The sequence below is a fragment of the Phenylobacterium sp. genome, assembly GCF_036563385.1.
In the GTDB taxonomy this organism is placed as follows: Bacteria; Pseudomonadota; Alphaproteobacteria; order Caulobacterales; family Caulobacteraceae; genus Phenylobacterium.
Map to the genome: position 1 here is coordinate 515842 of NZ_DATCML010000004.1, position 22279 is coordinate 538120.

Consider the following 22279-nt stretch of genomic DNA (forward strand, 5'->3'; position numbering starts at 1 on the left):
GACGTCTCCGGAGCTAGAGCGGTCTTTCGGAGGCGACCTCGTAGGCGATGAGCCGCCGGTCGGAAACCCCGAATTCCGGCCATGAGGCCCGCCACTCGGCCAGGTGCGGGGTGCGGAAGTGGGCGTCCAGCGCCGCCTGGTCGCGCCAGCTCTCGAAGACGCGGACGAGGCCCGGGTCCTCCACGTCGATCGCGTAGGAATATGCCAGGCAGCCGTCCTCGGCCCGGCTGGCGGCGAGCATCTTCTCCATGTGCGGCCGGAACAGCTCGAGGTTCTCCGGCGGGACGCGCACCGTGCCGGCGATGATCAGGCTCACGCGTCCTCCAGCCAGGGCTGGGCCAGCGCGCGCTTCATCTCGTAGACGTCGATGGCGTTCGCCTTCTGCAGGGTCTCGCCGATCGCATCGAGGCCCTTCAGCATCTTTTCCTTGCGCTTGGGGTCGATCTCGAAGCGGAAGACGGCGCCCGACGGAGAGGTGACGGTCTGGGCCTCCAGGTCGACGCTGACCACGTGGTTGCCGCCGCGGGCCTCGTCCATCAACTGCTGGACCTCCTCGGCCTTGAGCACCACCGGCAGCAGGCCGTTCTGGAAGCAGTTGTTGTAGAAGATGTCGGCGAAGCTGGTGGACACCACGCAGCGGACGCCGAAGTCCATCAGCGCCCAGGGCGCGTGCTCGCGCGACGAGCCGCAGCCGAAGTTGTCGCCGGTCACCAGGACCCCGGCGCCCTTGTACTCGGGCCGGTTCAGGACGAAGTCCGGCTTCTCCTGGCCCGCCTCGTCGAAGCGGAAGTCGTAGAACAGCCCGCGGCCCAAGCCCTCCCGCTCCACGGTCTTCAGGAACTGCTTGGGGATGATCTGGTCGGTGTCGATGTTGGCGAGCGGCAGGGGCGCGGCCCGGGCGTCGAGGCGGGTGAAGGCTTGCATCAGGCGGGTTCCAGGGCAGGCGACGGCTGGAGCATCAGGGTGGGGATCCCGGCCGGGGCGTCGCGGACGGTGAAGACCTTGGTGCCGGGCTTGCGGCCGGTCCTGACCTCGGAGACGTCGAAGCCGGCGGCGGTGAGGCGGGCCCGGGCGGCCTCGGCGTCGTACACACGCCAGGCGAGGCCGCCGAAGGAGTCCGGATCGTCCGTAGGCGGAACAGCGAGGCGGGCGCCGACCTCGACCACGGCCTGGCCGCAGCGGAAAAACAGCTGGCGGGCGTTCCAGCGCAGGTTCTCGCGGTCGAGGCGGAGGTCCAGGCCGAGCTTGGCGCCGAACACGGCCAGGGCGCGATCGGGATTGGGCGTGTGGACGACCACATGGTCGAGGGCGTCCACCCCGGCGGGCGCGGGCGTGACCGTGATCGCCGCCGTGGCGGCGTGCAGCGAGAAGATCAGGCCGGCGGCGCGCACGAGCGTCTCGCCGTCCGCACGCTCAACGGAAAGGCCGCGGCGCTCCAGGAGCCGCGCGGCGGCGTCCAGGTCGTCGACGGCGAACCCGAGGCGGACGAGACCCTCGGCCTCTCCCGGGATCAGCCGCAGGGCGGTGTTGGCCAGCTGGAACCGGCCCTCGGCGTCGGGCTCGCGACCCAGCAGGCGGCGGTAGCCGTCGGCCGCGGCCGGAACGTCGGCCACGGCCACCGCCACGTGGTCCAGGCCGGTGATCACCTGAGGAAGTCCCGCACGTCGGCGAGGTGGCCGGCGATGGCCGCCGCGGCCGCCATGGGGGGGCTCACCAGGTGGGTGCGGCCGCCGCGGCCCTGACGGCCCTCGAAGTTGCGGTTCGAGGTGGAGGCGCAGCGCTCGCCCGGCGCCAGCCGGTCGGGGTTCATGCCCAGGCACATGGAGCAGCCGGGCTCGCGCCACTCGAAGCCGGCGGCCTTGAAGACCTCGTCCAGCCCCTCTTCCTCGGCCTGGGCGCGCACCAGGCCCGAGCCCGGCACGACCATGGCGCGGACCCCGGGAGCGACCTGGCGGCCCTCGGCCACCTTGGCCGCGGCGCGCAGGTCCTCGATCCGGCTGTTGGTGCAGGAGCCGATGAACACCACGTCCACCTTCGCCTCGGTGATCGGCTGGCCGGCGGAGAGGCCCATGTACTCCAGCGCCCGCTCGGCGGCCGCGCGCTTGTCCGGCGTGGCGAAGGCCGCCGGATCCGGGACGGTGTCGGTGATGGCGATCACGTCCTCGGGGCTGGTGCCCCAGGTAACCAGGGGCGCGATCTTCGTGGCGTCCAGCACGATCTCGCGGTCGAACACCGCGTCCTCGTCGGTGAAGAAGGTCTTCCAGTACTCCAGCGCCATCTCCCAGGCGCCGCCCTTGGGCGCCGCGGGCCGGCCGCGCAGGTAGTCGAAGGTGGTTTGGTCGGGGGCCACCAGGCCGGCGCGCGCCCCGCCCTCGATGGTCAGGTTGCACAGGGTCATGCGGCCTTCCATGGAGAGGCCGCGGACCGCGGAGCCCGCGAACTCGATGACGTAGCCGGTGCCGCCGGCGGTGCCGATCTCGCCGATCACCGCCAGGGCGAAGTCCTTGGCGCCCACGCCCGGCGCGGGCTCGCCCTCGATGCGGACCCGGAAGTTCTTCGCCTTCTTCTGGCGCAGGGTCTGGGTGGCCAGCACATGCTCGACCTCCGAGGTGCCGATGCCGTGCGCCAGCGCCCCGAAGGCCCCGTGGGTCGAGGTGTGGCTGTCGCCGCAGACGATGGTCATCCCGGGCTGGGTGCGGCCCTGCTCGGGCCCGACCACATGGACGATCCCGTTTCTGAGGTCGCCCATCGGGAAGAACTCGATGCCGTTGTCGGCGACGTTGCGGGCCAGGGTCTGCAGCTGCAGGCGGGCCTCCTCGTCGGCCACGGCGTCGACGCCCAGGGCCTGGCCCACGGTGGGCACATTGTGGTCGGCCACGGCCAGGGTCCGATCCGGCCGGCGCACCTTGCGGCCGCTGGCCCGGAGGCCGGCGAAGGCCTGCGGGGTGGTCACCTCGTGGATCAGGTGCAGGTCGATGTAGAGGATCGCCTCGCCGTCCTGTTGGTCGACGACGTGCGCGTCCCAGATCTTGTCGTAGAGGGTCTTGCCGGGCATGCGAGCCATGTAGGTCCGCGATCCCGCGCACGTCTAGTGCTGCGACGCCGCAATTCGCCCGCAGTTGCAGCAATTTCCTTGCGCAGCTTTGGTCCGCGCCGCTTCCACACATCTCGTCATCCCCGGCCTTGTGCCGGGGACCCATGAACACCCCCCCTTTTCAGGTCCGATGCAGCGGCGCCGCCCCATTCCGGCCGGCCGCGCGGAGATCATGGGTGGCCGGGACAAGCCCGGCCATGACGAGCAAAAGAGAGGGTGAGCTAGGCCGGGGCAGCGGGAGGGGCTATTCATCCGTGCATGACGTCCTATGCCGACTGGGATCTTCTGCAGAGCCTGCACGCGGTGCTGGAGGCCGGCAGCCTTTCGGCGGCGGCGAAGCGGCGGCGGCTGACGCAGCCCACGCTGGGGCGGCACATCGACCAGCTGGAGCGGCAGCTCGGGGCGCCCCTGTTCCTGAGGAGCCCGCGGGGCATCCAGCCGACGGATCTCGCCCTTTCGCTGCGGCCGCACCTGGAAGACATGGCGGCCGCGGCGGGCGCGGCCATGCGCGACGCCTCGGGCTCGGCCGATGGCGTGGGCGGGGTGGTGCGGGTCACCGCCAGCGAGATCGTCGGCATCGAGGTGCTGCCGCCCGTCCTCGCCCGCTTCCGAGACAAGCACCCCGAGATCGAGATCGAGCTGGTCACGTCCAACAGGCTGGAAGACCTGTCGCGTCGGGACGCCGACATCGCCGTCCGGATGGGCCGGCCGACCCAGAACAACCTGGTGGCGCGCAAGGTCGGAGAGGTCGGCTTCGGCTTCTACGCGACCGCCGGCTATCTCGAGCGGAACCCGGCGCCGACCTCGTTCGAGGACCTCGAGAAGCATGCGATCATCGGCTTCGACACCCAGGGGCCGTCGCTGATCGACGACCTGGACATCGGCCGGCCGATCACCCGCGACCTCTTCACGTTCCGGACGGACAACGATGCGGCCCAGCTCGCGGCGCTCAGGGCCGGGCTGGGGATCGCCGCCTGCCAGCACGGGATCGCCCGCGCCGCCGGCCTCGTGCAGGTCCTGCCGGATCGGTTCGCGTTCAAGCTCGACGTGTGGATCGCCATGCACGAGAACCTGAAGGGCTCGCGGCGCATGCGCCTGATGTTCGACCACCTCGCCGAGGAGCTCGGCCGGATGGCGCAGCCCGCCTAGCGGCGCGGCGTGTGCAGCAGGTTGGAGCCGCCGGTGGCCACCAGGCGGCCGTCCTCGGTCCAGAGACGGCTGTGGCCGTGGATCAGGCCAGCCCGGGCGACATCGGCCACCCCGTCCACCAGCAGCCATTCCGCCGGCCCGGGCGGCTCGTGGAACCACACCGTCAGGTCAAGGCTGGGGGCGATGTAGTCCGGCTCGGTCGGCAGGCCGCGATGGTGGGTCGGCCAGATCAGGGTGTCGAGCAGGATCACCGCCCGTCCGAAGTCGCAGAACGGGTCGGTCGTCGCCTCGAAGCCACGGAAGCGGAACCACTCGTGCAGCACGGCGGGGGCCGGCTCGCGCGGCGCCTCCATCGGCCGCCAGGCCAGGGGCTTGCCGTCGAAGTTGGTCCAGAACACGTGCGGCGGCGGGGCCTTGTCGCCGTAATGCTCGCGGGCGTGCGCCTCATAGGTCTTCAGCGTCGCCGGCGGCGGCACGTGGGGCATGGCCGCCTCGGACACGCGGGGACCGTCCTCCCGGGCCACCGTCCAGACCTGGGCCTGGAGGAAGACCTTGTCCGCCTGCACCAGCTCGACGGTCAGCAGCCAGGCGCTGCGGCCCTGCTTCACCGGCCGCACCCGGCATTCGGTCTCGCCGAACCCGCCGACGCCCACGTACTGCACCGTGAGCGTGGCCGGCCGATGCCCGGCTGGCGCCGCCGCCCCTGCGGCGCGCAGGGCGACGGCCGAGACATAGCCGCCGTTCGGGCCCCAGATTTCCCAGTCCCGCGACAGGTCGGCCACGAGGCGCTCGCCCTCGCGGCGGATGGCGGTGTCGACGTGCAGCTGGCCCATGGCGGCTCCCCCCAAGCGGACCGGCTGCGTAGCCAAGCTCAGCTGCGCGCGCTAGGTCTGGGAGAACACAGGTCGGCGGGAATGCGATGGACGGCGTGGCGTACAGTGGAGGCTGCCTCTGTGGGGCGGTGCGGTGGGCGGCGAAGGCCGAGCCGGTGAACGTGCGGCTGTGCCACTGCCGCCTGTGCCGGCGCGCCACCGGCGCGCCCTACTTCGCCCGGGCGCTGTTCCCCGCCGACGCGGTGACCCGCACCGGCGAGACCACCGGCTTCGCCTCGTCGCACCGGCTGGTCCGCCGATCGTGCGCGCGCTGCGGGACGCCGGTGTTCGCCGAGCCCAACGACGCGCCTTACCTGGCGGTGGCGCTGGGCACCCTGGACCAGCCGGAGGCCCTGGCGCCGGGGTCGCACATCTGGGTCAGCCAGAAGGTGCCGTGGGTGCGGCTGGACGACGGCCTGCCGCAGTACCCGGAGGGCGCATGAGCGGGATGGACCTGCCACTGACCGGCGGCTGCCTGTGCGGCGCGGTGCGGTTCGAGGTCGCCGCCGAGCCGCTCGTGGCCTTCGCCTGCTGCTGCACGGAATGCCAGCGGGCGTCGGGCTCGGCCTTCAGCATGTCGGTGCTGGTGCGCAAGGACGCCTTCCGGCTGGTCGCCGGCGAGCCGAGGCGCTGGCTGCGGCCGGGGCCGTCGGGCAAGCCCAGCGCGCAGTACTCCTGCCCGACCTGCAGCGCCCGCACCCATGCCGAGCCTGGCTATTCGGACGAGGTCGTCTCCATCCGCGTCGGCGCGCTGGACGCCGCGCGGCAGATCGCACCGGGAGCCTTCTTCTGGCTGCGCGAGGCGCCCGCCTGGTTCAGGCCGCCGAAGGACGTGCTGGCGTACGAAACCAACCCGGCCGACCTGACGCCCGTCGGCGAAGCCTGGCGCGCGGCGCAGGCGACCTGATAGCGTGCCTGCCCGCAGAAGCAGCCCCTGAACCGCCCTCAATCCACCCTTGGCTGACCTTCGGAACGGCCGGTATCGGCAGCGATGCCGACGTCCGATTTCGACCCACGCTGGCGTTGTGCGGAGTAGTTCTTGATGCGCTGAAGCGGCCGTCGAGCGTTGACCATATATGCGAACGGCTGAAGCAGCCCGAGGAGCCCTGGCAATAATCGCCGGGTTGAGTGGCGCAACGGCGATCTGCTTGGTTCTAATTTGGCTGGTAACAGCAGTCGCGATCCGGCGTGGACCAAAGCGTTTATCGCTGGTCCTTGTGGTGTTCCTGATTTTTGTCTCGCGGTTCACCCTCGGGCTCGCTTCGGGGCTGTCCGCTGATGGCTTGCTACGAAGGGTCTGGACACCGCCGTCAGATATGGCCGCTTTTGCCTTCGTCCTGCCCGTGTTCTTCGGGGGACAGTGGGTCGCCTGGCTTACCGCCCAGAGGATCATCCGGGCTGTCCAAGTCCGGAGCGGGCAAGAACCCACGCCGATGAACTGGTCGTTCTTCCTGTAACCACCATTCGATCTTCTGAGCGTCTGTCTTGGGCGGATCGGGCGAATGTCCGCTCAGCGGACCGACGAGGGTGTCTGCCTTCGACCCATAGCGGACGCGCTGGATGATCCCGGCTAAGCTTCATTCATGAGAACAACCGTCGTCGTCGTGCCCACCGACGCAATCGTTGATTGGGACACCTTTCACTCGGTCTTTGAGCATCGCCTCGAGTTCCCGTCCTACTACGGGAGGAACATGGACGCGTGGATAGACTGCCTCACGTACGCGGATGACGCGGGGATGCTGGGGCAGGCCGTGGCCAAGGGCGGGCTTCTAACGCTGCGCCTGGAAGGTCATGCCGCTTTCAAAGAGCGGTGTCCGGCGCAATATGAAGCGCTGGTCGAGTGCACAGGCTTTGTGAACAGCCGTAGGATTGAAATCGGCGAAGAACCCGTTCTCGCGCTTCTTCTTACCTAGCGGCGCTTAGCGTCCGCTTCCGCTTTCCACCCCTAGCTCACGTTGAAAAAACGTCTGCTTCGGGCCGCGAGCTCGAAGATCCGGTTTGTGGACGCGAGCCAATGTCGGCTCGCGACCCATAGCGGACCCTAAGAAGCAAGGTCGGCGAGCACAGATTCGAAGAAAGCCCGCGTGTCAGGCTCGGCCTTCGAAAGGTCGTGCGCAGGGACCGTGGCGATCCTTGCGCGTGCTTCCGCCTCGCGCCCCGACCGACCTACAAGCGTTACCACAGTGATGTCCGCTATCCACCCATAGCCGACGTCCGGAAGGTCCGCTCGGGGCGCGCCTGCTGGATGTCCGCTCTCCGGGGCCGCTCCAACCTCCGCTTCCCACCCATAGCCGACCTTCGGAAGGTCCGGTCGCGGCGTCTGCCCAAACAGCTTTGTGCGCCAGTTGTCGTTGACGCATTGGACGCGTCGCAAGCCGAACAAAAAACGGCGGCCGCATCGCTGCGGCCGCCGCTGGGAATTCGTCGCTCCGGGACCTTAGGCTTCCGGGGTCTCGGAGGGCTCGTCGGCGGCGGCGCGGGTCATGGCGCGCTCGGCGATGCGGGCCGACTTACCGCGACGGTCGCGCAGGTAGTACAGCTTGGCGCGGCGGACGACGCCGCGGCGCTTCACTTCGATGCTCTCGATCATCGGCGACAGGACCGGGAACACCCGCTCCACACCTTCGCCGAAGGAAATCTTACGGACGGTGAACGACTCGTCGATCCCCTGGCCGCCACGGGCGATGCAGACGCCCTCGTAGGCCTGGACGCGCTCGCGCTCGCCTTCCTTGATGCGCACGTTGACGCGCACGGTGTCGCCCGGCTGGAACTGCGGGATCTTCTTGTCGGCCAGGAGGCGGTCGGCCTCTTCCTTGCGGAGCTGTTCGATCACGTTCATCGGTCTTGGTCCTTTGGATACTGGGCTTTACCCGCCCTTTGCCTGTTGATTGGCGGAGAACTTCGCCCAGAGGTCCGGACGCCGCTCCCGCGTGGTCTCTTCCCGCTGCGCCTGCCGCCACTTGCGAATGTTCGCGTGGGCGCCGCTCAGCAGCACCTCGGGGATGTCGAGCCCTTCGAACGTCCGCGGTCGGGTGTACTGCGGATGCTCCAGGAGACCGTCCTCGAAGCTTTCTTCACTCAAGCTCTCGGCCTGGCCCAACACACCCGGGACAAGCCGTACGCACGCCTCGATCGCCACCATCGCCGCCGCCTCGCCGCCGGCGAGGACCGCGTCTCCGACCGAGACCTCCTCGAACCCCCGGGCGTCGAGCACCCGCTGGTCCACCCCCTCGAAACGACCGCAAAGGACGATCAGGCCGGGCGCTTGCGCCCATTCCTTCACGCGCGCCTGGGTGAGGGGACGACCCCTGGCGCTCATGTACAAAAGCGGCCGTCCGCGCCGCTCCACGCTGTCCAGCGCGGAGGCGATCACGTCCGCCCGCATCACCTGCCCCGGACCGCCACCCGCAGGGGTGTCGTCGAGGAAGCCGCGCTTATCTGTGGAAAAGGCCCGGATGTCCACCGTTTCCAGACTCCACAGGCCGTGCTCGCGCCAGGCGGTTCCGATCAGCGAGACGCCGAGCGGGCCGGGGAAGGCCTCGGGAAACATGGTGAGAACGGTGGCGTCGAAGGGCATGCGCCCCTTCTGCGCGGCTGGGGCGCCTCGTCAAGCGGGCGTGGGCGGTTTATGGCGGCGGTGATGCTGCGCCCCTTGGCCGCCCTGCTCGCCGTCCTGCTGCTCGCCGCGCCCCTGGCGGCGGCCGCTCAGCCGCAACCCGCCCAGGCCACCGTCGCCCACGCCACGCCGTTCGAGTTCCTGCAGGAGCGGCAGATCCTGTTTCCGATGGTGATCAACGGCCGCACCGTCGAGGCCTGGCTGGACTCCGGCGCAAGCTCGACGGTGATCGACGCCCGGCTGGCCGCCGGCCTGGGGCTGCCGCTGGGACGCGAGATCCGCGCCCAGGGGGTGGCCGGCAAGGTGGAAGGGGTGCGGCTCGCCAAGGCGGACCTGCAGCTCGGCGGGCTGCTGCTGCGCGAGCGGACGGTGGCGGTCATGGACCTCTCCGTGCTGACCGAGGTGGCGCCCCGGCCGGCGCAGGTGATCCTAGGGCGCGACGTGTTCGACGCCACCGTGCTCGACATCGACTTCGCCGGCCGCGAGATCGCCTTCCTGGCGCGCGCGGACTTCCAGCCGCCCCCCGGCGAGGCCCTGCCGCTGACGCGCGCCGGCAACCTGCGCAGCTTCCCGATCCGGCTGGCCGGCGAGGCGGTTCCGGCCATCCTCGACCTCGGCAACTCGGGCGCCCTGCTGGTCGACCGCGACTGGGCCGACGCGCGGGGCCTGCTGCGCGGCCGCCGGGTCTCCACCCAGCTGGCGGTGGGGGTGGACGGGCCCCGGGAAAGCGCGGTCACCAGCCTGGAAGCCGTCGAGGTGGGCGGCGTGCGGTTCGACGGCGTGCCCACCTCGGCCACCGCAGGCGTCGTCGCCCGGGCCCCGGCCAACGTGGGCCTCGCCCTGCTCAGCCGCTTCCACGTGACCATCGACTTCGCCGGCGAACGGCTGTGGCTGCAGCCCTACGCCGGAGCGGCGCAGGCGCCGTTCCGCAAGAACCGGGCCGGGCTGTCGGTGGTGGCGGAGGGCGACCGCCTGCGGGTGACACACGTGGCGCGCGGCAGTCCGGCGGCCGCCAGCCGTTGGCGGGTCGGCGACCTGATCACCGCCGTGGACGGCCAGCCGATCACCCCCGACTACGCGCTCAGCCCGCTGTTCCGCTGGACGAACGGGCCGGCGGGCAAGGTGGTGGCCCTGACCCTGGCCGGCGGCGGCCGGCGGCTCCTGCGGCTGGCCGACTACTACTGAGCCGCACCGGGCGCCGGCGTTCGACGCTTGTCGCGCGCGCCTGCGCCGCGTACCAGCCTGCGGCCATGAGCGAGACCGAAGCGCCGGAAACCCACGCCCAGGACGAGACCCTGGTCGAGACGCTGCAGCTGGAGCGGATCGAGGAGAACCTGTTCCGCGGGACATCCCCCGACACCCAGCCCGGCCGGATCTTCGGCGGCCAGGTGATCGCCCAGTCGCTGCTCGCCGCCTACGAGACGGTGGAGAGCCGGGTCTGCCACTCGCTGCACTGCTATTTCATCCGGCCTGGCGACCCGACGGTGCCGATCGTGTTCGAGGTGGACCGTTCGCGCGACGGGGGCAGCTTCACCACGCGGCGCGTGGTGGCCGTCCAGCACGGCAAGCAGATCTTCAACCTGGCGGCCTCGTTCAAGGATCCGGAGGAGGGCTTCCGCCACCAGGCGGCCATGCCCGCCGGCCCCCACTGGAGCGAGTTGAAGGACCAGATGGAGGTGATGCGCGAGCTGATGAAGAACGCGCCGGAGCAGGCCAAGCGCTGGCTCTCCCGCCCCATGCCCATTGAGATGCGCTCCAAGGACGCCCGCACCTACTGGATGGACGGGCCGAAGGAGCCGGTGTCGCAGAACTGGTTCCGTTGCCGCACGCCCATCGGCGAGGATCCGCGCATGCACCAGGTGATCCTGGCCTACGCCTCCGACATGAACCTGCTGTCCACAGCCATGCGGCCGCACGGGGTGCACTGGCAGACGCCGGGCTTCCAGTCGGCGAGCCTGGACCACGCCATGTGGTTCCACACCCCGACCAACTTCAACGACTGGCACCTCTACGCCCATGACAGCCCGTCGGCGAACGACGGGCGGGGCCTGATCCGGGGCGCGATCTACGCCGAGGACGGCACCCTGGTGGCCAGCGTGGCGCAGGAAGGCCTGATGCGGATGCGCGCCCCGAAGTAGACGCGGGCGCCGCCAGGCTCTAATCCACCCGCCTTCGCAGTTGCAGCAAAGGCGGGCGCTCCATGGACGTCGACACCCTCGCCCAGACCCTCGAGCTCGAGCGGCTGGAGGTGAACCTGTTCCGCGGCACGACGCCGGACAAGGAACAGCGCCAGCGGATCTATGGCGGCCAGGTGATCGCCCAGTCGCTGCTGGCGGCCTATGCGACCGTCGAGGACCGCATCTGCCACTCCCTGCACTGCTACTTCATCCGGCCGGGCGACCCCACGATCCCAATCGTCTTCGAGGTGGACCGCTCGCGCGACGGCGGCAGCTTCACCACGCGGCGGGTGATCGCCGTCCAGCACGGCCAGCAGATCTTCAACCTCGCCGCCTCGTTCCAGAACGTCGAGGAAGGCTTCGAGCACCAGGCCGACATGCCGGACGCGCCGGCTCCCGAGGAGGTGGAGGACGACCAGGCCATGCGCCGGCGCCTGGCCGGCGAGATTCCGGCCGCCGACATGGACTGGATCGACCGCCACCAGCCGATCGAGATGCGGACCGTGAACGGCCGCTTCGACGTGGCCAAGCCGGAGCCGCGCGAGCCCAGCCAGCAGGTCTGGTTCCGGGCCAAGGACAAGATCGTGGGCGGCGAGCCGATGCAGCAGGTGATCCTGGCCTACGCCTCGGACATGAGCCTGCTGGGCACCTCGGTGCGGCCGCACGGGGTGAGCTGGCGGACGCCCGGCTTCCAGTCGGCCAGCCTGGACCACGCCATGTGGTTCCACCGGCCGACCGACTTCAACGAGTGGCACCTCTACGTCCAGGAAAGCCCCTCGGCCTCCGGCGGCCGCGGCTTCAACCTGGGCTACATCTACCGCGCCTCGGACGGGGCGCTGGTGGCCAGCTGCGCGCAGGAGGGCCTGATGCGCATGCGGCGGCCGAAGGGGCAGGGTTAAACACGCACATCCGCTCTCCCCGGCGAAAGCCGGGGTCTAGGCTGAGCTGGGTCGTGAAGCTCGGAGCCCGCTTGGGTCCCGGCTTTCGCCGGGATGAGCGGGGTCTTTCGGCCTACTCCGTCTCTTCCGGCTTGATCGCCACCACCTTGCCGTCCGCGAGGCGCACCTCGGGGACCGCTTCCCTGGTGAAGGGCAGCCACCAGCTGGCGCCTTCGGGCGGCTGGACCTCGAGCAGGTCGCCGGCGCCGAAGTCCTGGACGGTGCGGATGCGGCCGAGCGGCTCGCCCTCCGGCGTCTCCACGGAGAGCCCGATCAGGTCGGTGACGTAGAACTCGTCCTCCTCCGGCTCGGGGAGGGCGTCTCTGGGGATGAAGAGCTTGAGGCCGCGCAGGGCCTCGGCCTGTTCGCGCGTCTCGATCTCGACGGCGCGGGCGACGACGCCGGCCTTGTCCGGCCGGCCGGACGTCAGGGTGAGGGCCGCCGAGCCGTCCTCGCGCTGGAGGGTGCGGTATTCGAGCAGGGCCATGGGATCGGCCGTGTAGCTGGTGATGCGCACATCACCCTTCACGCCGAACGCCCCGGCCACGCGGCCGACGAGGATCAGGTTGGGTTTGTCCATCGGCGCTAGGCTTGGCCCGCCCGCCCCGGGCTGTCCCGGAGCGGGCGGAACCGGAGGGTCTTAGGAGGCCTGCTCTTCGCCTTCGGCGGCCGGAGCGGCCTCGGCGGCGGGCTCTTCGGCGGCCGGAGCGGCCTCTTCAGCCGGAGCGGCGGCTTCGGCGGCCGGAGCCTCCTCGGCGGCCGGGGCTTCTTCCGGGGCCGGCGGCGGGGCGGCGGCGGCTTCGGCGGCGGCGGCGGCGCGGTCAGCTTCGCGCTGGGCCTTCTCCTCGGCGCGTTCCTTGGCCTTCGTGCCCGGCTCGCCCTTCTTCGGGTTGTTGCTGTTGGTCCAGGTCCCGATGCCCTGCTTGGCCAGCTCGCGCTGCACGCGCTCGGTGGGCTGGGCGCCCTTGCTCATCCACTCCTGGATGCGCTCGACCTTGAGCACGACGCGGTTCGGGTCGTCCTTCTTCAGCAGCGGGTTGTAGCTGCCCACCTTCTCGATGAAGCGGCCGTCGCGCGGCGAGTGGCTGTCGGCGATGACGATCGAGTAGTAGGGGCGCTTCTTGGCGCCGCCACGGGCGAGACGGATCTTCAGCATTTCAGTAAGTCCTTGGTCTTCCAGGTCTATTTCTTGAAGGGGTTGAAGCCGGGGGGCAGTCCGCCGCCGCCCAGGCCGGGTAGTTTCAGGCCGCCCCCAGGGCCGCCCCCGAGGCCGGGCAGTTTGGATGCGGCCTCCTCGATCTCTTGTTGGGTCGGCATCTTGCCGCCGCCCAGGGCCTTCAGGCGGTCCATGCCGCCGGCCCCGCCGCCGCCGAGCATCTGGGCCATCTGGGCGAAGCCCTTGCCGCCGCCCTTGCTCATCATCTTGAAGGCGTCGGCCATCTGCCGATGCTGCTTCAGCAGACGGTTGACCTCGGCCACGTCGACGCCGGCCCCGGCGGCGATGCGGCGCTTGCGCGAGGCCTGCAGGATGTCGGGCTTCTTCCGCTCCTGCTTGGTCATGGACGAGATGATCGCCATCTGGCGGTCGAACACCTTGTCGGTGATCCCGGTCTCGGCGATCTGCTTCTTGATCTTCTGGACGCCGGGCAGCAGGCCCATCAGGCCTTCCATGCCGCCCATGCGCTTCATCTGGGTCAGCTGGTCGGCCATCATGTCGAGGTCGAACTGGCCCTTGGCCAGGCGCCGGGCCATGGCCTCCGCCTTGGCCGCGTCGATGTCCTGGGCGGCCTTCTCCACCAGGGCCACCACGTCGCCCTGGCCGAGGATGCGGCCGGCCACGCGGCGGGCGTCGAAGGCGTCGAGGCCCTCGATCTTTTCGGAGACGCCGAGGAACTTGATCGGCAGGCCGGTGACGGCGCGCATGGAGAGCGCCGCGCCGCCGCGGCCGTCTCCGTCGGCCCGGGTCAGCACCAGGCCGGTGAGCGGCAGGCGCTCATGGAAGGCCTTCGCGGTGCGCACCGCGTCCTGGCCGGTCAGGCTGTCGGCGACCAGCAGGGTCTCGGACGGGGTGGCGATGCGGGCGATCTCGGCCGCCTCGCTCATCATCGCCTCGTCGAGCGTCGTGCGCCCGGCGGTGTCGAGGATCAGGACGTCGTAGCCCTGCAGCTTGGCCGCGCTCATGGCGCGGCGCGCAATGTCGGGCGCGGCCTGGCCCGCGACGATCGGCAGGCTGTCGACGCCCGCCTGCTTGGCCAGCAGGGCCAGCTGCTCCATGGCGGCCGGCCGGCGCGTGTCCAGCGAGGCCAGCAGCACCTTCTTGCGGTCCTTGGCGAGCCGCAGCGCCAGCTTGCCGGCCGTGGTGGTCTTGCCCGAGCCCTGCAGGCCGGCCATCAGGATGACGGTGGGCGGGTTCAGGGAGAGGTTCAGCCCCTCGGGCTCGCCCTCCCCGCCGAGCATCTCCACAAGGCCGTCGTAGGTGATCTTCACCACCTGGTCGGCCGGGCGCACCGAGCGGATCACCGCCTCGCCGGTGGCGCGTTCCTTGGCCTTGCCGATGAACTCGCGCACGACCGGCAGGGCCACGTCGGCCTCGAGCAGCGCGATGCGGACCTCGCGCAGCGCCTCGTCCACGTCCTTCTCGGACAGCACGCCCTTGCCGCCGAGGCGGTCGAAGACGTTGGACAGACGATCTGTCAGTGCGTCGAACAAGACCAACTCCTATGACCCAAACGCGATCGACCCCCGTGGACGATTGCGTCGACGGGGGGCCTCGCCGCCCTCGTCCCATATGGTGATGGGGGTCGTGGCGGTGGAGGGCGCTGATCGAGATCAGGCCGGAAGCGCGCGCTTATGCGCCTGTGGATGGATCAGGTCAAGGATCGCGCTGCCCAACGCCGGTGGAGCCTGCGGGTCCGAAAGCCGCCAGCGCTTTTCGGCGAACGCCCCTATGTAGGCGGCATGACACACTACGCCCTCTTCGAGACAGCCATCGGCTCGGCGGGGATCGCCTGGAGCGAGGCCGGGCTCGTCGCCTGCCACCTGCCGGAGGCGAACGCAGAGACGGCGCGGCGGGGATTTCTGCGACGTTTCCCTGAAGCCCTAGAGGCGGAGCCGCCAGCGGCGCTCGAACCGACCATCTCCGGCATCCAGGCGCTGATGCGGGGCGAGAAGGCGGACCTGTCCAAGGCGCCGCTGGACCTCACCCGCACGCCCGAGTTCCACGCGCGCGTCTACGAGATCGCCCAGGCCATCCCGCCAGGCGAGACGCTCACCTACGGCGAGGTGGCGGTGAGGCTCGGCGACAAGCTGCTGGCCCAGCAGGTGGGCCAGGCGCTCGGCAAGAACCCCTGGCCGATCGTCGTGCCGTGCCATCGCGTCACCGGCTCGGGCGGCAAGCTGGGCGGCTTCTCGGCGCGCGGAGGGGCGCAGACCAAGCTGAAGCTGCTGGCGATCGAGGGCGCGAAGGCCGCGGCCCAGGGCGACCTCTTCGCATGATCGCAGCACGGCTGGAGCGCCGGCTGCTGCAGGCCGCGGTGGCCGCGGGCGGCGTCGTGCCGGTCTGGGCGGGCGGCGCCGGCGCACTCGGACTGCTGAGCGACAGCGAGCATTTCCGCTACCTGTCGGGGCTGCTGCTGGGCGTCGGCCTGGCGTTCTGGTGGACCCTCCCGACGATCGAGCGGCGCGGGGCGGTGTTCCGCGTCCTGGCCGCGATCGTGGTGCTGGGCGGGCTGGCGCGGCTTCTGGCGGTCATCCAGCACGGGCCGTCGCCCGGGGACGGCCTGCCGCTGGTCATGGAACTGGCGGTGACGCCGCTCCTGGCGCTCTGGCGCGAGGGCGTGGAGCGGCGCCTGGCGGCCTAGGTCGTCGGGAAGCCCTTGGCGCGCAGGTAGGCCTTCACATCCGGTTCGCGCCCGCGGAAAGCGCGGTACTGCTCGCGGGGGTGCACAGAATTGCCCTTGGACATGATGGTGTCGTGCAGGCGCTTGGCGACGGCCTTGTCGTAGAGGCCGCCGGGCGCTTCCCGGAAGGCCTCCACAGTGTCGAGCGCGATCACCTCGGCCCACAGATAGGAGTAGTAGCCCGCCGAGTAGCCGTCGGAGGAGAAGACGTGGCCGAACTGCGGGGTGCGGTGGCGCATCACGAGCTCCTCCGGCATGCCCAGCTTCTTCAGCTCGTCGCGCTCGAAGGCGTCCGGATCGATGTCGGCGTCGCCGGCCAGGTGCAGCTTCATGTCGATCAGCGCCGAGGCGAGGAACTCGGTGACGTCAAACCCTTGGCGGAAGGTAGCGGCGCGATCGATCTTGGCGACCAGGTCGGCCGGGATCGGCTTGCCCGTCTGGTGATGCAGGGCGAAGCGGTTCAGCACCTGCGGCGTCGACAGCCAGGACTCGTTCACGGTTGAGGGGAACTCCACATAGTCGCGGAACACCCGGGTGCCGGAGACGGTGGGATAGGTCACCTGGGAGTTCAGGCCATGCAGGGCGTGGCCGAACTCGTGGAACATGGTCTCCGCGTCGTCCCAGGAGATCAGCACCGGCTGGCCGGGCGCGCCCTTCACGAAGTTCGAGTTGTTCGAGACGATGGTGGTGACCTTGCCGTCGAAGGTCTCCTGCGTCCGATAGGCGTTCATCCAGGCTCCCGAGCGCTTGCCGGGCCGGGCGTAGGGGTCGAAGTACCAGAGGCCCACATGCTGGGGCCCGCGCTTCACCTCCCAGACCCGCACGTCGGGATGCTGGACGGGGACGTTGGTCACCGGGTGGAAGCTGAAGCCGTAGAGCTCGCCGGCGGCCCAGAACATCCCCTCGCGCAGCTTCTCCAGCTGCAGGTACGGCTTGGCCTCGTTCATATCGAGGTCGTAGCGGGCCTTGCGCACCTTCTCGGCGTAGTAGCGGTAGTCCCAGGGCGCGATCCTGATCTTCGCGCCCTCCTTTTCGGCGATGGCCTGCATCTCGGCCACCTCTTCGCGGACGCGAGCGATGGCCGCGGGCCAGACCCGTTCCATCAGGGCCGTGGCGGCCTCAGGGGTCTCGGCCATGGAGTTGTTGCGCAGCCGCCAGTGGGCGTGGGTGGGGAAGCCCAGCAGCCTGGCGCGCTCGGCCCGGAGCTTGAGGATCCGGCGAATGGCGGCGTTGTTGTCGTGGGAGTCGCCGTTGTCGCCGCGGCTGTAATAGGTCTTCCAGACCCTCTCGCGCAGGTCCCGCCGCGCCGAGTAGGTGAGGAACGGGTCGACCGAGGAGCGGGTGTTGGCGATCGCGTACTCGCCCGCCCGGCCCCGCTCCTTCGCGACGGAGGCGGCGGCCGCGCGCACGTCGACCGGCAGGCCCTCGAGGTCGGGCTCCTTCAGGTAGAGAACATAGGCGTCCTCGTCGTGCAGCAGGTTCTGGCTGAAGGTGGTGAAGAGGCCCGCCAGCTCCTGGTTGATCGCTGCAACCCGCTGCTTCTGCTCAGGGGTCAGCTTGGCGCCCGCGCGCACGAAGGCGTTCCAGCGCAGCTCGGTCAGCCGCTTCTGCTCGGACGTCAGGTTCAGGTGCTCGCGGCGCTGGTAGACGGCGTCGATCCGTTGGAACAGGCGGGCGTTCTGCAGGATGCGATCCGAGTGGGCCGACAGCTTCGGCTCCATCTCCGTCTGGATGCCCCGGACCTCCGGCGTCGACAGCGTCGCGCCCCAGATCCCGTAGTAGGTCTGCACGCGGTTCATCGCCCGTCCGGCGCGCTCCAGCGCGGCGATGGTGTTCTCGAAGGTGGCGGGCTGTGGATTGGCGGCGATCGCCTCGACCTCGGCGAGTTCCTCCGCCATCGCCGCTTCCAGCGCCGGCTTGAAGTCGGCCACCCTCACCTTGTCAAAGGCCGGCACGCCTCCGTAGGGCCCGCTCCACTCGGCCAGCAGCGGGCTCTTCGCCTGGCCCAAGGCGGCGCCCGCGACCAGTGACGTAGCCGCGGCGGCCGAGGAGGCGGCAAGGAAGGTGCGCCGGCGCATGGGAACTCCAACAAGACTGACCCGAGGCGGCGACCTTAGGCAGGCCAGCCCTGAACGTCACATGACACGGCGGTAATGTTACGCTCCGCCGCCGCTGCACCGAAAAGCCACAGGCGCGCCCCTAGCCGACGCAGGCGCCGGTCGCTAACACCAGCACATGGCGATTGGCGTGTTCGACTCCGGCGTGGGCGGCCTGACCGTCCACCACAGGCTGGTAGAGCGGTTCCCTGCCGCGAACTTCGTCTATCTGGCTGACCAGGCGAACGCCCCCTACGGCGGCAAGGCCGGCGAGGAGATTGTCGCGCTGACCCGGGCTGGCTGCGAGCGACTGTTCGCCGAGGGCTGCAATCTGGTCGTCCTGGCCTGCAACACGGCGGCGAGCGTCGCGCTGCGCCGCCTCCAGCAGACCTGGCTGCCAGGCCATCGGCGGGAGCTCGGCCGGCCCGTGAACGTGCTGGGCATCGTCGTGCCGACCATCGAGGCGGCCACCGGCCTGCCCTGGGAGCATGAGGCCGAGCGGCGCGGCGAGAAGGTCGAGAAGCTGGACATACTGGGCGTCTTCTCGACCCCCGCCACCACCGCCAGCCGGGTCTATGAGATCGAGGTCGACAAGCGTCGGCAGGACGTCGCCGTCTTCTCCGAGCCGTGCCCGGAGCTGGCCCGGATGATCGAGGCGGGCGCGCCACGGGACGAGCTGCGGAAGGTCGTCGAGGGTCACGTCCAGGCGCTGAAGAGCCGCGTCGGTCGCCCGCCGGACAGGGCGATCCTCGGCTGCACCCACTACGAGATCGTCGCCGACCTGTTCCGAGACGCCTTGCCGCCCGGCACCCCGCTGATCCACCAGCCCGACGCCACCGCCGATGCGCTCGCCCGCTACTTCGAGCGGCATCCCGAGTTCGATGCGGGCTCGGGCGCCGTTCGTCGCTTCCTGACGACCGGTCAGCCGGGCGCCCAGCACAGCCTGGTTGAGACCTTCTGGGGAGGCCCTCTAAGCTTCGAGCGGGCTTAGGGAGGGTTCCTTGATGAGGATCATGCTGGCGGCGGCCGCCGTGCTCGCCTGCGCGGGGGCCGCGCACGCCGAGGTGGTGCGACAGGACGAGACGAGCTTCCAGCTGCGCAACGTTGCGCAGGCGAAGGCGACGCCCGCCCGCGCCTATGCGGCCCTCGGCGAGATCGGCCGCTGGTGGAACGGCGCCCACAGCTACTCCGGCCAGGCCGCCAACCTGCGCCTCGAGCTGAAGCCCGGCGGCTGCTTCTGCGAGACCCTGCCGGACGGCGGGGGCGTGGAGCACGCCCGGGTGGTCATGGCGTGGCCGTCCCAGGGCACAGTGCGCCTCGACGGCGCCTTGGGCCCGCTGCAGCAGGAGGGGGTCGCCGCCGCCCTCACCTTCGAGATCAAGGCCAACGGGGATCGGGTCGAGATCGTCCAGACCTACGCCGTCGGCGGGGCCCGTCCGGGCATGGCAAAAGCCTTTGCGGGACCGGTCGACGCGGTGATGCGCGAGGCGCTGACGCGTTACGCCCGCTACCTGGACACCGGCAAGCCGGAGTAGCGCGAGGCGCGCGCCGCGGTGCGGCGGCAGCTGCGCGTTCGCGGGCCACAGTTCCGCAGTCGCCCAAGCGCAGTCGATTGCCTTTGAGAACATCATAGAGCGGGCCTATGTTCGCCAGATGCTCCCGACGCTCCGCCAGCTGCACTACCTGAAGCTCCTCGCCGAACACGGCAGCTTCGGCCGAGCGGCGGAGGCGGCTCACGTCACCCAGCCGACCCTGTCCGCCGGGATCCAGGAGCTGGAGCGGACGCTCGGCGCCCCGGTGGTCGATCGCGCCCGCTCCGGCGTGATCCTCACCGCCGTCGGCGAGGAGGCGCTGCGGCGGGCCACGGTGATCCTCAACGAGGCCGAGGAGCTGGTGGAGGCGGCCAAGAACGCCGGCCAGCCGCTCACCGGCCGCTTTCGGCTCGGGGTGATCCCGACCATCGCGCCGTTCCTGCTGCCCAAGGCGCTGCCGGCGCTTCGGGAGCGCTTTCCCAAGCTCAGGCTGTTCCTGCGCGAAGACCTCACCCATCGTCTGATCGCATCGCTGAAGGCCGGCCAGCTCGACGCCGCCCTGATCGCCCTGCCCTACGACATGGGCGGGCTGCAGTGGGCGCATGTGTCGGACGACGAGCTGCTGGCCGCCATGCCGGCCGGGCACCCGCTGGCCGCCCAGGCGTCGGCCACGCCGGAGGCGCTGGAGAAGGAGGGGCTCATCCTGCTGGAGGACGGCCACTGCCTGCGCGAGCACGCGCTGTCGGCCTGCGGGCTGAAGCCGCCCAAGGCCTCGCCTGACGAAGAGGCGTTCGCCGCCACCTCACTTCCGACCCTGGTGCAGATGGTGGGTTCGGGCCTGGGCGTCACCTTCCTTCCGAAGATGGCGGTCAGCGCCGGCCTGGCGGAGGCGGCGCCCGTCGCGGTCCGCCCCATCGACGCCGAGCACCCGAGCCGCGAGATCGTCATCGCCTGGCGGGCGGGCTCCAACCGCGCGGTGGAGGGGCGCCTGCTCGCCGAGGTCTTCCGCCAGGCCCAACTCTAGAAAGCGTAGCTGTATCAGTGTTGTCTTAACCGAGCGGCCGGCATTCTACCCAATCTGGGGGGCAGATGCCGACACGGGCCAGCCATCACAATCTCGCCGTGACGCGAGCGAAGGAGCTGTGGAGCCGCGTGCTCTGCGGCCTGATCATCGCCCTCGCCGCGTGGGCGGTGACACGCACGGTCTGGCCTGCCGTCTGGTTCGCCGCGGTGCTGGCGGTGCAGATGCTCGACCACTGGCTGGCCGCCCCGATCCGGCGCGACCCGAACCACGTGCCGACCCGGTTACGCGAGGGGCTCTATGTGGCCTCCTTCGCCCTGAACACCGCCGTCTATTCGTCCATCTCGGTGCTCTGCTGGCTGCAGGGCGGGCTTGAAGGGCACCTGTTCGCCTTCTTCATCCCAACCGGCGGGCTGCTCAATGTGGCGCTTCAGGCCCAGTCCTCGCCTCGCCTGCTGCTCGCTGGGTGCCTGCCGCACGCGCTCTACCTGATCGCCCTGCCGCTGCTGTCGATCGTTTTCGAAGCCTCGGCCAATCCGCTGGGCATGGGTTTCGTGGTGGTCGGCGGCCTGCTCTACCTGATCCACCTGGCGGTCGCCGCGCGACGCAATGACAGGGCCGCGGCCGAACTTGGCGGCGCGTTGAAGGTGGCCAAGCTCGAGCGGCTGCGCGCCGAGCAGGCGAACGCCGCCAAGAGCGAATTCCTGACGGTGATGTCCCACGAGATCCGCACGCCCCTGAACGGGGTGCTCGGCATGGCGCAGGCGATGGCGGCCGACGAGCTGCCGAAGCGTCAGGCGGAGCGGCTGGAGGTGGTCCGCCAATCCGGCGAGGTGCTGCTGACCCTGCTGAACGACCTGCTGGACATCTCCAAGATCGAGGCCGCCAAGCTGGAGCTCGAGGCCAGGGACGTGGATTTCGTCGATCTCGCCCGCCACGCGCAGGCCGCCTTCGCCCCGCTTGCCGAGGCCAAGGGCGTGACCATGAAGGTCTGGGTGGCCGACGCCGCCAAGGACCTGCGCACGGGCGATCCCATGCGGGTTCGCCAGATCCTGTTCAACCTGATCGGCAATGCGGTGAAGTTCACCGACTCCGGCCGCGTCACCGCGCGCGTGACTTCGGTTGGGGACGAGGTCGTCATCGAGGTGGCCGACACCGGACCGGGCATTCCGCCGGAAGTGCTGTCCACCCTCTTCGAGCGCTTCACCCAGGCCGACGCCTCCAACGCACGCCGCTACGGAGGTTCCGGCCTTGGGCTGTCGATCGCCCGCGGACTGGCCCGCCTGATGGGCGGCGACATCACTGTGCACTCGGTGGTCGGTCACGGCTCCACCTTCACAGCCCGCCTGCGGCTGCCTTCCAGCGGCGAGACTCGCGCCGCCCCGCCGGCCCCGTCCGCCACGGCGCGTGCGGCGGCTCCCGCCCCGGCGCCTGAACCGGCGCAGGACGGGGCGCAGGATGGCCTGCGCATCCTCGCCGCCGAGGACAACGCGACCAACCGGCTGGTGCTGAAGACCCTGCTGGAGCAGGTGGGTCTCGCCGCCCACTTCGTGGAGAACGGCCGCGAGGCGGTCGACGCCTGGCGCGCCGGCCGGTGGGACGTGATCCTGATGGACATCCAGATGCCGGAAATGGACGGGGTCACCGCCACGCGCGAGATCCGCCGCCTTGAGGCCGAGCTCGGGATGGCGCGCACCCCGGTGATCGCCCTGACCGCCAACGCCATGGCGCACCAGGTCGCCGAGTACACCGCCGCCGGCATGGACGCCCTGTCGCCCAAGCCCATCCAGCTGCCCCAGCTGATCGCCACCCTGCAGGGCGTGCTCGCCGCGCCGGCCGAGGACGCCGGCCTTGCTAACGGCGCCGGCGAGGCGGCGGCCTGAGC

General features: G+C 70.4%; 24 protein-coding genes. 13 read left to right on the forward strand and 11 right to left on the reverse strand.

Translation table 11 applies throughout. The features are described 5' to 3' along the window. Positions 1–13: 13 nt before the first annotated feature. From VIL67_RS03380 to leuC, 4 genes are read right to left on the reverse strand one after another with little or no spacing between them, the layout of a single operon-like run. Positions 14–316 (reverse strand): putative quinol monooxygenase, encoded by a 303-nt coding sequence (locus VIL67_RS03380; protein ID WP_332047430.1) that lies wholly within the window; start codon positions 314–316, stop codon positions 14–16. After that, on the reverse strand, positions 313–924 hold the full coding sequence (gene leuD / locus VIL67_RS03385) for a 3-isopropylmalate dehydratase small subunit (RefSeq protein ID WP_332047431.1): 612 nt from the start codon (positions 922–924) through the stop codon (positions 313–315). The genes VIL67_RS03380 and leuD overlap by 4 nt, the downstream gene beginning before the upstream one ends. Continuing rightward, complete coding sequence (locus VIL67_RS03390) at positions 924–1646, reverse strand: VOC family protein (RefSeq protein ID WP_332047432.1); 723 nt, start codon at positions 1644–1646, stop codon at positions 924–926. The genes leuD and VIL67_RS03390 overlap by 1 nt, the downstream gene beginning before the upstream one ends. Beyond that, positions 1643–3055, reverse strand: a complete 1413-nt coding sequence (gene leuC, locus VIL67_RS03395) for a 3-isopropylmalate dehydratase large subunit (protein ID WP_332047978.1) — start codon at positions 3053–3055, stop codon at positions 1643–1645. Before leuC ends, VIL67_RS03390 begins: the two co-directional genes overlap by 4 nt. Before the next feature lie 297 nt (positions 3056–3352). On the opposite strand from leuC, the gene VIL67_RS03400 reads away from it, so the two are divergent. Beyond that, entirely contained in the window at positions 3353–4243 is an 891-nt protein-coding gene (locus VIL67_RS03400; protein WP_332047433.1) for a LysR family transcriptional regulator, read from the forward strand. Here VIL67_RS03400 and VIL67_RS03405 read toward each other — a convergent pair. Beyond that, positions 4240–5076 (reverse strand): thioesterase family protein, encoded by an 837-nt coding sequence (locus tag VIL67_RS03405; protein ID WP_332047434.1) that lies wholly within the window; start codon positions 5074–5076, stop codon positions 4240–4242. The genes VIL67_RS03400 and VIL67_RS03405 overlap by 4 nt on opposite strands. An 86-nt stretch (positions 5077–5162) precedes the next feature. On the opposite strand from VIL67_RS03405, the gene VIL67_RS03410 reads away from it, so the two are divergent. The 3 genes from VIL67_RS03410 to VIL67_RS03420 all read left to right on the forward strand — a co-directional run bounded on the left by VIL67_RS03410 (position 5163) and on the right by VIL67_RS03420 (position 7028). Continuing rightward, positions 5163–5558, forward strand: a complete 396-nt coding sequence (locus VIL67_RS03410) for a GFA family protein (RefSeq protein ID WP_332047435.1) — start codon at positions 5163–5165, stop codon at positions 5556–5558. Next, positions 5555–6022, forward strand: coding sequence for a GFA family protein (locus tag VIL67_RS03415; protein ID WP_332047436.1), 468 nt, complete (start codon positions 5555–5557; stop codon positions 6020–6022). The genes VIL67_RS03410 and VIL67_RS03415 overlap by 4 nt, the downstream gene beginning before the upstream one ends. Before the next feature lie 676 nt (positions 6023–6698). Then, positions 6699–7028, forward strand: a complete 330-nt coding sequence (locus VIL67_RS03420; protein ID WP_332047437.1) for a barstar family protein — start codon at positions 6699–6701, stop codon at positions 7026–7028. Between the two features lie 524 nt (positions 7029–7552). On the opposite strand, the gene rplS is transcribed toward VIL67_RS03420, so the two are convergent. Together rplS and trmD are read right to left on the reverse strand one after the other, a co-directional pair. Further along, positions 7553–7954 (reverse strand): 50S ribosomal protein L19, encoded by a 402-nt coding sequence (rplS, locus tag VIL67_RS03425; protein ID WP_332047438.1) that lies wholly within the window; start codon positions 7952–7954, stop codon positions 7553–7555. Between the two features lie 27 nt (positions 7955–7981). Next, positions 7982–8692, reverse strand: coding sequence for a tRNA (guanosine(37)-N1)-methyltransferase TrmD (trmD, locus tag VIL67_RS03430; RefSeq protein WP_332047439.1), 711 nt, complete (start codon positions 8690–8692; stop codon positions 7982–7984). Between the two features lie 63 nt (positions 8693–8755). Here trmD and VIL67_RS03435 point away from each other — a divergent pair, with 63 nt between their 5' ends. The 3 genes from VIL67_RS03435 to VIL67_RS03445 all read left to right on the forward strand — a co-directional run bounded on the left by VIL67_RS03435 (position 8756) and on the right by VIL67_RS03445 (position 11807). Beyond that, on the forward strand, positions 8756–9916 hold the full coding sequence (locus VIL67_RS03435) for an aspartyl protease family protein (RefSeq protein ID WP_332047440.1): 1161 nt from the start codon (positions 8756–8758) through the stop codon (positions 9914–9916). A 65-nt stretch (positions 9917–9981) separates the two neighbouring features. Continuing rightward, complete coding sequence (locus VIL67_RS03440) at positions 9982–10869, forward strand: acyl-CoA thioesterase (protein WP_332047441.1); 888 nt, start codon at positions 9982–9984, stop codon at positions 10867–10869. A 62-nt stretch (positions 10870–10931) separates the two neighbouring features. Next, positions 10932–11807, forward strand: a complete 876-nt coding sequence (locus tag VIL67_RS03445) for an acyl-CoA thioesterase (RefSeq protein WP_332047442.1) — start codon at positions 10932–10934, stop codon at positions 11805–11807. A gap of 112 nt (positions 11808–11919) precedes the next feature. Here VIL67_RS03445 and rimM read toward each other — a convergent pair whose 3' ends face one another. The 3 genes from rimM to ffh are packed head-to-tail and all read right to left on the reverse strand — an operon-like array spanning position 11920 to position 14555. Next, a complete protein-coding gene (gene rimM, locus VIL67_RS03450) occupies positions 11920–12426 on the reverse strand; it encodes a ribosome maturation factor RimM (protein WP_332047443.1) in 507 nt (168 codons plus the stop codon). A gap of 60 nt (positions 12427–12486) precedes the next feature. After that, complete coding sequence (rpsP, locus tag VIL67_RS03455; protein WP_332047444.1) at positions 12487–13002, reverse strand: 30S ribosomal protein S16; 516 nt, start codon at positions 13000–13002, stop codon at positions 12487–12489. 26 nt (positions 13003–13028) lie between these two features. Beyond that, positions 13029–14555, reverse strand: a complete 1527-nt coding sequence (ffh, locus tag VIL67_RS03460; RefSeq protein ID WP_332047445.1) for a signal recognition particle protein — start codon at positions 14553–14555, stop codon at positions 13029–13031. Positions 14556–14804: 249 nt separating this feature from the next. On the opposite strand from ffh, the gene VIL67_RS03465 reads away from it, so the two are divergent. Further along, positions 14805–15341 (forward strand): methylated-DNA--[protein]-cysteine S-methyltransferase, encoded by a 537-nt coding sequence (locus tag VIL67_RS03465; RefSeq protein ID WP_332047446.1) that lies wholly within the window; start codon positions 14805–14807, stop codon positions 15339–15341. Next, a complete protein-coding gene (locus tag VIL67_RS03470) occupies positions 15338–15706 on the forward strand; it encodes a DUF4345 domain-containing protein (protein ID WP_332047447.1) in 369 nt (122 codons plus the stop codon). Before VIL67_RS03465 ends, VIL67_RS03470 begins: the two co-directional genes overlap by 4 nt. Here VIL67_RS03470 and VIL67_RS03475 read toward each other — a convergent pair. Continuing rightward, positions 15703–17823, reverse strand: coding sequence for a M3 family metallopeptidase (locus VIL67_RS03475; protein ID WP_332047448.1), 2121 nt, complete (start codon positions 17821–17823; stop codon positions 15703–15705). The two genes, VIL67_RS03470 and VIL67_RS03475, sit on opposite strands and share 4 nt — an antisense overlap. 157 nt (positions 17824–17980) lie before the next feature. Here VIL67_RS03475 and VIL67_RS03480 point away from each other — a divergent pair, with 157 nt between their 5' ends. The 4 genes from VIL67_RS03480 (at position 17981) to VIL67_RS03495 (ending at position 22277) form a co-directional block, all read left to right on the forward strand. Beyond that, complete coding sequence (locus VIL67_RS03480) at positions 17981–18832, forward strand: glutamate racemase (protein ID WP_332047449.1); 852 nt, start codon at positions 17981–17983, stop codon at positions 18830–18832. A gap of 13 nt (positions 18833–18845) precedes the next feature. Continuing rightward, positions 18846–19376 carry an SRPBCC family protein gene (locus tag VIL67_RS03485; RefSeq protein ID WP_332047450.1) on the forward strand — a complete coding sequence of 177 codons (531 nt, stop codon included), beginning with the start codon at positions 18846–18848 and terminating at the stop codon, positions 19374–19376. Positions 19377–19494: 118 nt separating this feature from the next. Then, positions 19495–20397 (forward strand): hydrogen peroxide-inducible genes activator, encoded by a 903-nt coding sequence (locus VIL67_RS03490; RefSeq protein ID WP_332047451.1) that lies wholly within the window; start codon positions 19495–19497, stop codon positions 20395–20397. A gap of 65 nt (positions 20398–20462) precedes the next feature. After that, positions 20463–22277, forward strand: coding sequence for an ATP-binding protein (locus VIL67_RS03495; protein WP_332047452.1), 1815 nt, complete (start codon positions 20463–20465; stop codon positions 22275–22277). Positions 22278–22279: the final 2 nt, after the last annotated feature.

Coding starts and splice junctions, on each gene's coding strand:
- leuD (WP_332047431.1), bottom strand. CDS start 924: ATGCAAGCCTTCACCCGCCTCGACGCCCGGGCCGCGCCCCTGCCGCTC.
- leuC (WP_332047978.1), bottom strand. CDS start 3,055: ATGCCCGGCAAGACCCTCTACGACAAGATCTGGGACGCGCACGTCGTC.
- VIL67_RS03400 (WP_332047433.1), top strand. CDS start 3,353: ATGACGTCCTATGCCGACTGGGATCTTCTGCAGAGCCTGCACGCGGTG.
- VIL67_RS03405 (WP_332047434.1), bottom strand. CDS start 5,076: ATGGGCCAGCTGCACGTCGACACCGCCATCCGCCGCGAGGGCGAGCGC.
- VIL67_RS03410 (WP_332047435.1), top strand. CDS start 5,163: ATGGACGGCGTGGCGTACAGTGGAGGCTGCCTCTGTGGGGCGGTGCGG.
- VIL67_RS03415 (WP_332047436.1), top strand. CDS start 5,555: ATGAGCGGGATGGACCTGCCACTGACCGGCGGCTGCCTGTGCGGCGCG.
- VIL67_RS03420 (WP_332047437.1), top strand. CDS start 6,699: ATGAGAACAACCGTCGTCGTCGTGCCCACCGACGCAATCGTTGATTGG.
- rplS (WP_332047438.1), bottom strand. CDS start 7,954: ATGAACGTGATCGAACAGCTCCGCAAGGAAGAGGCCGACCGCCTCCTG.
- trmD (WP_332047439.1), bottom strand. CDS start 8,692: ATGCCCTTCGACGCCACCGTTCTCACCATGTTTCCCGAGGCCTTCCCC.
- VIL67_RS03435 (WP_332047440.1), top strand. CDS start 8,756: ATGCTGCGCCCCTTGGCCGCCCTGCTCGCCGTCCTGCTGCTCGCCGCG.
- VIL67_RS03440 (WP_332047441.1), top strand. CDS start 9,982: ATGAGCGAGACCGAAGCGCCGGAAACCCACGCCCAGGACGAGACCCTG.
- VIL67_RS03445 (WP_332047442.1), top strand. CDS start 10,932: ATGGACGTCGACACCCTCGCCCAGACCCTCGAGCTCGAGCGGCTGGAG.
- rimM (WP_332047443.1), bottom strand. CDS start 12,426: ATGGACAAACCCAACCTGATCCTCGTCGGCCGCGTGGCCGGGGCGTTC.
- rpsP (WP_332047444.1), bottom strand. CDS start 13,002: ATGCTGAAGATCCGTCTCGCCCGTGGCGGCGCCAAGAAGCGCCCCTAC.
- VIL67_RS03465 (WP_332047446.1), top strand. CDS start 14,805: ATGACACACTACGCCCTCTTCGAGACAGCCATCGGCTCGGCGGGGATC.
- VIL67_RS03470 (WP_332047447.1), top strand. CDS start 15,338: ATGATCGCAGCACGGCTGGAGCGCCGGCTGCTGCAGGCCGCGGTGGCC.
- VIL67_RS03475 (WP_332047448.1), bottom strand. CDS start 17,823: ATGCGCCGGCGCACCTTCCTTGCCGCCTCCTCGGCCGCCGCGGCTACG.
- VIL67_RS03480 (WP_332047449.1), top strand. CDS start 17,981: ATGGCGATTGGCGTGTTCGACTCCGGCGTGGGCGGCCTGACCGTCCAC.
- VIL67_RS03485 (WP_332047450.1), top strand. CDS start 18,846: ATGAGGATCATGCTGGCGGCGGCCGCCGTGCTCGCCTGCGCGGGGGCC.
- VIL67_RS03490 (WP_332047451.1), top strand. CDS start 19,495: ATGCTCCCGACGCTCCGCCAGCTGCACTACCTGAAGCTCCTCGCCGAA.
- VIL67_RS03495 (WP_332047452.1), top strand. CDS start 20,463: ATGCCGACACGGGCCAGCCATCACAATCTCGCCGTGACGCGAGCGAAG.